This window comes from Streptococcus sp. SGI.013 (assembly GCF_050315295.1).
Taxonomy (GTDB): Bacteria; Bacillota; Bacilli; order Lactobacillales; family Streptococcaceae; genus Streptococcus; species Streptococcus porcorum.
Window position 1 is genome coordinate 99186 of record NZ_JBNPOS010000002.1, and the last position, 10574, is coordinate 109759.

Consider the following 10574-nt stretch of genomic DNA (forward strand, 5'->3'; position numbering starts at 1 on the left):
AATAAGAGTGTAAAGAAAGTGCTAAAGCACAAGAAAGAGGTATCTTATGATTAAATATAGTATTCGTGGTGAAAACATTGAAGTAACAGATGCTATCCGCAGCTATGTTGAATCTAAGCTTAGCAAAGTCGAGAAATATTTCCATGCTGATCAAGAGTTGGATGCGCGCGTGAACTTGAAAGTTTATCGTGAAAAAACTGCAAAAGTGGAAGTAACTATTTTGCTTGATTCACTCACACTTCGTGCAGAGGATGTTTCTCAAGATATGTATGGCTCAGTTGACCTCGTTGTTGACAAGATTGAACGTCAGATTCGTAAGAATAAAACAAAAATTGCTAAAAAGCATCGTGAGAAAGTATCCGCTGGACAAGTCTTCACAACAGAGTTTGAAGCTGAGGTTGTTGAAGAGGAAACAGGACTTCAAGTCGTTCGGACAAAACATGTCAATTTAAAACCAATGGATGTTGAAGAAGCCCTTCTTCAAATGGATTTATTGGGACATGATTTCTTCATCTACACTGATGCTGAAGACAATGCGACTAAGGTTCTCTATCGTCGCGAGGATGGCGAGTTAGGTTTGATTGAAGCAAAATAAGAAATATTTGAGATTTCATAAGCTGATTTGATTGTTAGATTGATTTTCTAATAATCAGATCAGTTTTTTCTTTTTAAATTTTTAGGATAGCTGATGATATTGAAAAAGGCGAATAAAAATTATATAATAAAGGAAATTTTATTGTCAAACTAAAGGAGAAAAAGATGAAAAAGACAGATTGGTTGGAATATTTTGAGGCTATCAATGGAAGAGCAGCAACCGATGTGGAAATTGCACAAGCTCTAGCTAATGGAGATTTTCAAGAGGAATCCCCTTTAGTAGAATCAGTGACGTCGCCTATTTATGATGTTGCTGAGGAGCCAATTCCATCTTCTAACACTGTGCAGCTAAATCAACAAGTATATGCTAGTTCTCAGCAGGTTCCGACTCAACAGACTATGAATGCCCAAGTAGGAAAACCCTCTCCTGTGTTAAACCCTGAATTTCAGCAGCAAACTAAAAAAACAGCAGGTGATTTTTGGAAATGGTTACTTTCGGCATGGAAATCTCCAACATCAGAAGTTGAGACCAATGCTTATAATGGATGGATAGCACTTGGATTTCTAACCTTATTTTATACTTTAACCATTTTTATTGTGGCTAGAAAAATAGGGAGTACAGGTGCAAGCTTTCAAAATAACCTCAGCTCATTATTTAATCAAGCACAGACAGCATCAAATCCAGTAGGTTTTTCTGCTTTTATCGCGATTTTTGTAGCTTCAGGTTTGTATATTTTCTCTGTTGTCTTTTCAGGCTTTGTAGCGAAGCGTTTAGTGTATCGTGATGCAGAATTTACGTTTGCTAAAAGTATTGAATGGTATGGTCGTCTTTTTTCAATTAACGTTTTATTGATGGGATTAGCAAGCTTGTTTACTCTTATTGGTGTTTATAGTTTGTCTAGTTTGTTGGTGATTGCTAGCATTGTTTTATTTGGCATAGCAAGCGTCTTTGCTCTAGCGCATTCACGAGATGTTTCTGAAATGGACATGTTTTATAAATATATTCTAGCTATTTTGGTCAATGCTGTGGTGATGTTCATTTTTGGTTTAATTGCTTCAACCATTGCTGCTGAATACGTGGCAAATCTTTTTTCTAATCTTATTAGTTTTTATTAAACGGTAAGGCAATATGAGCAATAAAGATAAATGGTTATCAGCCTTTCGTGAGGCTCATGGGAGAGATCCTTATTTTCCAGAATTTGAACAGGCGAAGAAAAAGGGCTTCTCGCTTGAGGAATTATCTCATCAAACTGTATCTGTACAGAAAGCACAAATGGAATGGTTGGATGCTTTTGAAAAGTACGTTGGGCGTAAGCCGTCTATAGAAGAATTTCAAATAGCGAAAGCGAATCAATTTCAATTAACAACCATCACACCATTTTTATCTCAACCATCAAAGAAAAGAAAACTGACCACTTTTCAGTGGGGCATTCTGACTACGCTGATGATATTTAGTGTCCTTTTCTTATCAGTTTTTTTATTAGGAAGTCAGTATTATTCTAGAAAAGCTGTGGCAGAGCGCTATTTGAAAGTGGCTGGTCATGATTTTGAGGCCTCTCTTCAGTATGAGGTATGGAGTGACACTAAAAAACCTATAAAAACTTCTGATTTACGTTATCATCGTCCCTCCTCGACAGTCCCTCATCAACAAAAAGACCTTTTATCTGGGGATACTATGGTGAAGGCTGGTCGAAAATATTTGATTTTTCCAGATTGGAAAGTCGCTGTCACACCAGTTGATATTGAAGTGACATCAAATACCAAAAATCTAGAAGTTTTGATCAATGATAAGGCGTTCTCTAAAACAACTTCCTCTGAATTTCGTAAGATTTTGAAACATCAATATCCTGGAGAGTACAGTGTTTCAGCTAAGGGAGAAATTGATCATCAAAAGATTAACCTAAAAAATAGTAAGATTGTAGATCAAAATACCAGCTTCTCGTTGGACCTTTTGAAAAAAAGCTTTACAGTAACTAGTAATCTAAAAGATGGTGATCTTTATTTAGAAGATAAAAAAATTGGTCAATTAACAAATGGTGAATATAAAACTAACCAATTATTGATGACCAATGATCAGCAACTGTATGTGACCAAACAACTTGGTCAGGATGTACAAAAAACACAAGCAATAACAGCATCAGATATTAGTGATGGTGGTATTGTTTCACTAAAAGCAGAAGGGGTATTAGATGAACTTTCTGCTAAAAAGGTAATCGAATTGGCCTACTCTAAAATGGAGAGTTATGCAGATACGTTTATTGTTCCAAATGGACTAGAGGCCGTTTTTGAGAATACGACTGAAAACTCATTTTATAGAGATGTTAAAGAAGTGATTGATGTTAATATGAAAAAGGCGCAAAATAGAGCGGCAGATAGCATCAATTTTACCAATATCAAGATTACAGATGTCAAAGCACTTGGAAAGTATAGTTACCAAGTTGACTTCACAGTAACCTATGATTTTTATTATACTTATACTAGTCAACACAGGAATTCGGGCAGTCTAATCCAAGAGTTTTCTTGGTCTAGTATTGTTAACTATGTTGGAGATGGTAGTGTTGATATGGATAGTTCAGATTATTATACGCAATTTTTAATTAGCGGCTCAAATGGTGCTAGCCAACAATTATCCTCAACTAGTACGTTACGATAAATAATCAATTGAGAGATGGGGAAACCTAGCTCTCTTTTTACTAAATGATGCGTGATCAAAAAGGAGATCAGAATATGAAAAGAGCAGTAGGAATTGATTTAGGAACAACAAATTCTTCTATGGCTATCATCGATAATGGCCAACCAAGAATTATCCCGATGGGAGCTCAAGACGATAAGGTCTTGAAATCGGCTTTATATTTTACTCAGATAGCTGGAAAAGACAGAGTTTTTACAGGTAGTGATGCTATTCATCGTGGCACTGAGGTGGGACGTGTAGAGTATTTTAAGCAGGATTTCAAGCGTGATATTGCTAAAAATATAGAAAGTGAGACACCAGATAAAACACGGTTAAATTCTACTGTTTTATCTGCTCTCTTACTCCATGAGTTTAAAAAGAGACTAGATGTGTTTTCACAAGAGCTCAATTTAGAAGAGCCAATCACAGATGCCGTTATTACCGTACCAGCTTATTTTACATCAGATCAACGTGCGGCGACGAAATTAGCAGGGCGCTTGGCGAACTTTAATGTTTTGAGAATCATCAATGAGCCAACTGCTGCAGCTATTGCTTATGTGGCTCAACATAACATTTCAGGAAAGGTCCTTGTTTATGATTTAGGAGGGGGTACCTTTGATGTGACGATTATGGATGTTTCTGATCAACGCTATGATATTTTGGCAACAGATGGTAATCACCGTTTAGGTGGATTGAATTTTGATCAAGAGTTGGTCAAGTTTATCAGTGCCGAATTAGAAAAGCAAGGTTTGAACATGACAAGGTTGTCGGATCAAGAAAGAATGCAATTACGTTATCAAGCTGAAAAAATGAAAATACAACTGTCTGTTAATTCATCAGTTTTTTATGAAAAAGTGACTGCAGAAGGTTCGTATGGTGTAGAGGTTACACGTGATGACTTTAAGCAGATAACATCAAAGTTGTTGAAAGATACTCAGATTAAGACTGAGGATGCCTTGATGCACGCGGGTCTTATTTGGTCTGAAATTGATCATGTTCTATTGGTCGGTGGTTCAACACGGATGCCTGTGGTTCGTGAAATGATTGAAAAAATTAGCGGTCAGAAACCCCGATATGACTTAAATCCTGATACTATAGTGTCCGAAGGAGCAAGTATTATCGCTGACTTAATGGTGAACCATCATGTTAGCTTTAACGATGACGATGAGGAGGAAGAGTATCATATCAGAGATGTTACCTCACATGGATTGGGAATCCTCTTTAAAAAGATGGATCATCAAGCCTTCGATTTTGTTGGTGATTATTATAATAGTGTCATTGTTGATAAGAATACACAAATTCCACATACAAAGGAAAAAGAATTTTTTGCAGTTGCTGATGGTCAACAGCAGTTTAAAATTCGTGTAACAGAAGGAAACTATACCAATCCTATGAGTGTTCGATTTTTAGGAGATTTGGAAGCAAGGTTAGATCAGCCACGTTTAAAGGGTCAAGCATTAGGAAAGGTTGTTTTTCATTTCGATGATGAGCAGATTATTCATATTACTATTTATGATAGTTTGACACAAAAAGAGTTGCTATCTGTGACAGCAGATGCTGATTTAAAAAGAGAAAAAGTGGAAAAAATTGAGGAAGATACACAACTTCGCTTGATTTTTGAGAAATTTATATCATGATTGATTTTTATACTTGTTATGACTTAGATAGGAAACAAAATTTACCCTTTGTGGATGAATTGGGCTATAAATTTAGTTATGAGGATTCGGCTGCTACGATTTATAATTTTTATAGTCGGAAACAAGAGGAATTAGCTCAGCGACAACATTCTATTAATAATCAAAATAGTTTAGATCATATAAAAGCACAAGAGATGATCGATTTTATAGAAAAAGCTAAAACTTTTTTTATCAATGATGAAACCAAGATTCAATATGATCAAGCCATCAAAGAAGCTTATTTGTCCAGCGTTTCTCAAAATTCCTCTCTAACTCCAACAAAAGCACTTCAGACATCATATCTTATTAAAAATGTTTTGATTTCCATGACAGGTCTGCTTGTCTTGCTAGTGGGTTTACTCTACTTGGGGTTAAGTCCTAGTTTGATTGTGATACTAGCTTTGGTATTTTTCTTGTTATTTGTATTAATTTAGGAGAGTTATGAGAGAACGTATTTTAGAATTTAAGCATATTTGTTTTAAGTATAAAGGCAGTAAAGAGTTATTATTTAATCAATTAGATTTCTCGGTTAAAACGGGAGAATTAGTTGGAATACTGGGAGCCTCAGGCAGTGGAAAAACGACTCTCACAGAAATTCTTCTGCAGAGACATCAGCCAACTTGTTCAGATTTTCAGATACTAGAAAATGGTCAACTTTTAAGTGGAAACGCTAAATACTGGAGTTATGTGCCGCAAGCTAACTTACTTAGGACTTATCTGAAAGTTTCAGAAACTTTTGATTATTATGGTCGCATCCATCTTTCACATGTAGATCCGAAAGAACGAAAAGATAGAATAAATAAAACGATGTCAGATTTAGGTTTGAGTGAATTTTCTGATAAAAAAATTTCAGAGTTAAGTGGTGGTCAAAAAAGACGAGTTAGTATTGGTGTAGAGTTGCTCAGCGAACGTCCTTATTTCATTTTAGATGAACCCTCCAGTGGCTTAGATGCTTTAAGTGATCGTAATTTATTAAGAACTTTAAAAATTTTGGCAAAAACTAGAGAAAAATCTATTATTGTCATCACACATAATACAGAAAATTTAAGTATTTTTGATCGGATCATCTTTCTTTCTAAGGGACTGCCTAAGTTTGTTGGAAGCTATCAAGATCTTTTGATGGAATTTAAGACAACGGATGCTTATGCGATTGAAAAATATTTAGATTTGAATATTGCAGACTTATATCAAGAACTAGATAGTTCAGGGCGTATTTATAAAATATAGGAGGGGCAATGTCTGGATTGGTATTACAGTGGTACAAATTTAAAAACAGTTACCAAGATTTTCTTAAAGTGATTATTGGGATAGTGGCTTTTGAATCTTTAATTTTATTTATTCAAGAAAAAGATTTTTTAACCTATTTTGAGGGAAGTCGCATGACGACCTTTCTATTACTTTTTTCATCTAGTTTATTGATTTTAGTTCAGACTAGCATAACGGTCAGTAAAGAGAGGGCGATTTTAGATAGAGATTTTTTCTCAGGCTTGGATCGAATAAAATTTTCTTTGGCGACTATATTTTTTCATAGCTTATTAGCGATTGTTGAAAGTTTAGTCTTTGTGTTATTTTATCTCGTTCTTTTAAAATGGTTTGATTTTGATTATCCAAATAAAGGACAGCTGTTATCTCATTTTGGTATTGAAATACTGTTGACCACTATCTTGGTGTTTCTATCTGCTCACTATTTAGGATTGATTATTTCTGCTATCAGTGGAAAAAGTGAAATTACTTCTGTTATTCTGGCAGTTATTGTAGGAATTTCTCAATTTTCTTTAGCTGGTACAATTTTGCAGTTGCCAAAGTCAATAAAGGGAATAGAGCAGATGATGTTTTTGGGCTATGGTCATCGTTTATTTGCAATGAGCCATGATCTTTATCATTTGCCATCTAGTATGCAAAAATTTGGCATTCCTATCCCCAAAGAACAATTACAGTGGTTTAAGGTGCAATCAAGTACAATAGAGGATTATTGGATAATTTTGTTAATTCATGCTATCATATATGCAGGAGTATTTGTTTTACTAATGAGGTTTAAAAAGAAATAGGAGACGATAATGACTGGACAAGAATGGACAAAGGAATTTCAGATTGTTTATGGCAGAGATCCCCAACCACAAGAGTTTATAAATGCCAAAAACCTTGGTTTTCCAAGCCCTATTAGTGCTAAAGGAGATGTCCATCCTGGAACAACCTCTGAAGTTTTGCCACAATCAACAACAATACAGTTAAACCAAACATGGATGTTAGTGCTCAAAGTAGCTATTGTCTTTTTGGTAGCTGTTTTTGGTTTTATTGTAGGTTACTTATTTGCTTAGGAGGATAAGTATGAAAAATAAAAAGTATTTAGGGTTATTAGTTGCTGTATTTTTAGTCTCGGGAGCATTTGGTAAGTATACGCAAAGCACTTCATTAACAAGCGCAGATGTGGTATATAGCACCACTGTCAAAGATAAGAAGACAGGTAAGAAAGTCACTTATCAAGTTCAACGGATGAAAAATAATCAAGGTTATAAAATTACTAATACGACAACAGGTGAAAGCTATACCAGTAAAGTTGACACAGGATCAAATAAGGCTGTTCAATTTAAGATTCCTGATCAAGATATTTCCTTACGCCTACAGAGGTCTGTGTACCCTTGGCAGTATGCAGAATTGACTCTAGTAGAATCTACAACTTATGAGCAAGTCGAAAATACCTCTATTGTTCAAAATGTAACGGTTAATCAGACAGCGTCTTCTAGCAGCTCGTCACAAGATGCTTCTACAGAGCAAAAAGATACCAGTCAAACGTCTAGTTCTTCCTCTAGTACGTCTCAGTCAGAAAGTACAACGTCCTCATCTAACAAATCTAGCACATCTGCCAAATCTAGTACCAAGGATAGTTCAGATTCAAAAACTGAAACAGAGTCTAAAGTTCCGTCTTTAAGTGATGAAGAAGTTGATAAAATTACGAAACACTTTGGGAAATGGTTATACAGTAGCAAGTATGGACAAGATGCCATTACGGTTCGTTCTCATCTAGCTCCTGATCATGGTGCAGGCTCTCCAACAGTTTTAAGTGTTAAGACAGTCGATGGTCCATTGTTAACAACGATTGGGTGGTATCCTGGTGGTCATTTAGCTGATGCACAGAAGCTTGGGGGAGAAAATCTTATTGAGAAAAAAGATCAATTCGACCTCACTGTGCTTGGTAATAATCTTGCTAGTAATCAGGCAGAAGATTATACTAAAAATGCAGTGGCGTTTAACATCTATACTTTGATTGAAAAAAAACATGCCTATTATGCGGATAAAAATGAAGAATTTACGCACATTATTGCGAACACGGTTCCTAAAGAACAGCAAATTGGCGCGATGGATTATGGACGCTACTATGTTGCTGATAAATTAACCAATAAAGATGTTCCAACTTACAGCATTATTTTAGGGTCAAATGGTGTCGTTTATTTCCATACCAATAAAGACAGTGATGATGTTTATCAAAAAGCTCCAGATGACATGCAGAAAGAATATGCACGTTTACTTAAAGAATACCAAAAACTCACCTCTTTAGACAATGTTATCGAAGAACAAAAAGAGAGCACCAGTTCTTCCAGTTCCTCAACTGAGGTAAGTTCTTCTTCAAGTTCTTCAACTGAGGTAAGTTCTTCTTCAAGTACATCATCTAGTCAGGCATCGATAACAGATAAATTATCATCATCAGAGATTTCTGAAATCAAGGAGCTTGCCTTAAATGCATCTGTCTTTGGAAAATATTATCTGATGAATTTTGGGCTTGATGATCCTATCTATGCTTATTCAGATAGTGAGATGTTAGGGATTTACAAACAAGATTTGCCAAAAATTATTGATTATTATAATACTTATGATAGCGGTACCTATAATGAAGAAGATGTATTAGGGGAGCTATCAAATCTAGAAAATATTGAGAAAAATTATACTGATTTATCACTTGATGAATTAAAAGCACTAGCTAAAGAGAAATCATCAGCCCACTATCTCTTATTTAAGGGGGACAATACCTTAGTTTATATCATGAGAGCTCCTATGGGGATGGAGGCTCCTTCTCTAGTTGTGTCAGAACCAACAGACTGGCATCAAGAAGGTGATGATATCAAGGTTCCTGTGTTATCAAGTGCAACAAAAGAAACTTATAAAACTATTTCAATAAAAGCCAATGACAAATCTTATACAGGTGGGCGAAATAAAACAAACTATTATGTTAGTCAAGTCAATTGATAGCGCTAAGAAAATGGAATTAAACGTAAAAAGGTCTGGTAAATTTTGCTCCAGACCTTTTTACAATGGTATAATCTTATATAGAGAGGTAGGAAAAATGGGTAAGAAGTTTTATACGGTACTATTGTTTAGTTGTTTTATTTCGTTTGTATGTGTTGGTAAGTTATTTCAATTGAAGGCTTTGAAGCAACCAGGAGTAGCTTATGTGACTCAAGCGAGGAACCTAAAAACAAATGAAGTTGAAAGCTTCCAAGTGCGATATATTGTTGAAGACAGCACTTATCAAATTAGTAATCTGAGTACCGGTGAGGTTCATGAGACATCTAAGAAAGCTACAGTTAAAACAAGTCTCCGACTTCCTTTACCAAATAATCAAGGTTCATTATTATTAAGAAAATCCCTTCCTTGGTCTAGTGTTACTCTAACGATGGTAAGTAGTGGTTTATATCAACCTGTACCTTATTCTAGTAAAATCGTAAAAGGGGCTGATATTAAGGATGTTGGCCAAGATATTGAAGAGGACGCAACCTTGAAAAGTGTCAGTCTTAGTAGTAATGATATCAATAATATCACACGACGTTTTGGGCAATGGCTCAAGGAGAGTAGTTATGGAAAAGATGCAATGGTTGTTAACGGTGGTTTTAACGATATTAGCTATGACAAGAATTTCCAAAGTGGTCACGTCTATATGATAACAGCAGAAACTTCTGATGCTTCTATCTTCACGAGAATTAGTGGATTGTATGACGATGGAGATATTAGTCAAAAGCAAGACAGTGTTGTTTTTTATGATCAAACAGGTCAAACCGTCAGCCAATCAGAATTTATTCGTTTAAAAGATAACTATGCTGTATCATTGTTAGGTGTCGATCTATCAAGTAATAAAATAAGTGATTTAAATTCAAGAAGTGTATTTCGTTTGTATTACCTTCCTTCTGGTCAAAGTAATCTTATTGATCTAAAAACTGAGAAGGAAGCAGTTATTAGTGAACTTGTTCCTGTCGAGGAGCGTTACAATAAAACAAATTATAGTGGCTATGGTTATTTATACGATAGTGTTATAGATACGAGTAAACCAAGCTACCAAATTTTATTAGCAACTAATGGGAAGGTTTACATAAATAGCCATTATTCTCCGAAAAGCTCAGAAGAGTCTTACGACGAAGCACCTTCTGATATGCAAGAAAAATATCAGAAGTTGTTAGAGGAATATTCCAAATATTGATAACAAACAGAGGTGAAATGTTATCGATTAAAAGGGGATGTTGTGTGACAAAGTGAATCGTGTTATTCTGAGTCAATGTGTCATCTAAAAAATTAGCTTTTAGTTCGTTTGAGTAATCTAATAAACAGTAGTAAAATATCAGGGAGATTGAGTGTTGAACACTTTT

10 protein-coding genes are annotated in these 10574 nt (G+C 35.2%); all 10 read left to right on the forward strand.

Going from position 1 to position 10574, the window contains the following annotated elements:
* Positions 1-46: 46 nt before the first annotated feature.
* Positions 47-595 (forward strand): ribosome hibernation-promoting factor, HPF/YfiA family, encoded by a 549-nt coding sequence (gene hpf, locus ACQRDX_RS01030; RefSeq protein ID WP_354369733.1) that lies wholly within the window; start codon positions 47-49, stop codon positions 593-595.
* 164 nt (positions 596-759) lie between these two features.
* Positions 760-1710 (forward strand): DUF6574 domain-containing protein, encoded by a 951-nt coding sequence (locus ACQRDX_RS01035; RefSeq protein ID WP_427893648.1) that lies wholly within the window; start codon positions 760-762, stop codon positions 1708-1710.
* A gap of 13 nt (positions 1711-1723) precedes the next feature.
* A complete protein-coding gene (locus ACQRDX_RS01040; RefSeq protein ID WP_427893646.1) occupies positions 1724-3247 on the forward strand; it encodes a zinc ribbon domain-containing protein in 1524 nt (507 codons plus the stop codon).
* Positions 3248-3321: 74 nt separating this feature from the next.
* Positions 3322-4902 carry an Hsp70 family protein gene (locus tag ACQRDX_RS01045; protein ID WP_427893644.1) on the forward strand — a complete coding sequence of 527 codons (1581 nt, stop codon included), beginning with the start codon at positions 3322-3324 and terminating at the stop codon, positions 4900-4902.
* Positions 4899-5375 (forward strand): hypothetical protein, encoded by a 477-nt coding sequence (locus tag ACQRDX_RS01050; protein ID WP_427893642.1) that lies wholly within the window; start codon positions 4899-4901, stop codon positions 5373-5375. Before ACQRDX_RS01045 ends, ACQRDX_RS01050 begins: the two co-directional genes overlap by 4 nt.
* Positions 5376-5382: 7 nt before the next feature.
* Positions 5383-6168, forward strand: coding sequence for an ATP-binding cassette domain-containing protein (locus ACQRDX_RS01055; protein ID WP_427893640.1), 786 nt, complete (start codon positions 5383-5385; stop codon positions 6166-6168).
* An 8-nt stretch (positions 6169-6176) separates the two neighbouring features.
* A complete protein-coding gene (locus tag ACQRDX_RS01060; RefSeq protein ID WP_427893638.1) occupies positions 6177-6989 on the forward strand; it encodes an ABC transporter permease in 813 nt (270 codons plus the stop codon).
* Between the two features lie 9 nt (positions 6990-6998).
* On the forward strand, positions 6999-7259 hold the full coding sequence (locus ACQRDX_RS01065; RefSeq protein WP_427893636.1) for a hypothetical protein: 261 nt from the start codon (positions 6999-7001) through the stop codon (positions 7257-7259).
* A gap of 10 nt (positions 7260-7269) precedes the next feature.
* Entirely contained in the window at positions 7270-9183 is a 1914-nt protein-coding gene (locus tag ACQRDX_RS01070; RefSeq protein WP_427893634.1) for a hypothetical protein, read from the forward strand.
* A 205-nt stretch (positions 9184-9388) separates the two neighbouring features.
* Positions 9389-10408 carry a hypothetical protein gene (locus ACQRDX_RS01075; protein ID WP_427893632.1) on the forward strand — a complete coding sequence of 340 codons (1020 nt, stop codon included), beginning with the start codon at positions 9389-9391 and terminating at the stop codon, positions 10406-10408.
* Positions 10409-10574: the final 166 nt, after the last annotated feature.

Coding starts and splice junctions, on each gene's coding strand:
- hpf (WP_354369733.1), top strand. CDS start 47: ATGATTAAATATAGTATTCGTGGTGAAAACATTGAAGTAACAGATGCT.
- ACQRDX_RS01040 (WP_427893646.1), top strand. CDS start 1,724: ATGAGCAATAAAGATAAATGGTTATCAGCCTTTCGTGAGGCTCATGGG.
- ACQRDX_RS01050 (WP_427893642.1), top strand. CDS start 4,899: ATGATTGATTTTTATACTTGTTATGACTTAGATAGGAAACAAAATTTA.
- ACQRDX_RS01035 (WP_427893648.1), top strand. CDS start 760: ATGAAAAAGACAGATTGGTTGGAATATTTTGAGGCTATCAATGGAAGA.
- ACQRDX_RS01045 (WP_427893644.1), top strand. CDS start 3,322: ATGAAAAGAGCAGTAGGAATTGATTTAGGAACAACAAATTCTTCTATG.
- ACQRDX_RS01070 (WP_427893634.1), top strand. CDS start 7,270: ATGAAAAATAAAAAGTATTTAGGGTTATTAGTTGCTGTATTTTTAGTC.
- ACQRDX_RS01055 (WP_427893640.1), top strand. CDS start 5,383: ATGAGAGAACGTATTTTAGAATTTAAGCATATTTGTTTTAAGTATAAA.
- ACQRDX_RS01065 (WP_427893636.1), top strand. CDS start 6,999: ATGACTGGACAAGAATGGACAAAGGAATTTCAGATTGTTTATGGCAGA.
- ACQRDX_RS01060 (WP_427893638.1), top strand. CDS start 6,177: ATGTCTGGATTGGTATTACAGTGGTACAAATTTAAAAACAGTTACCAA.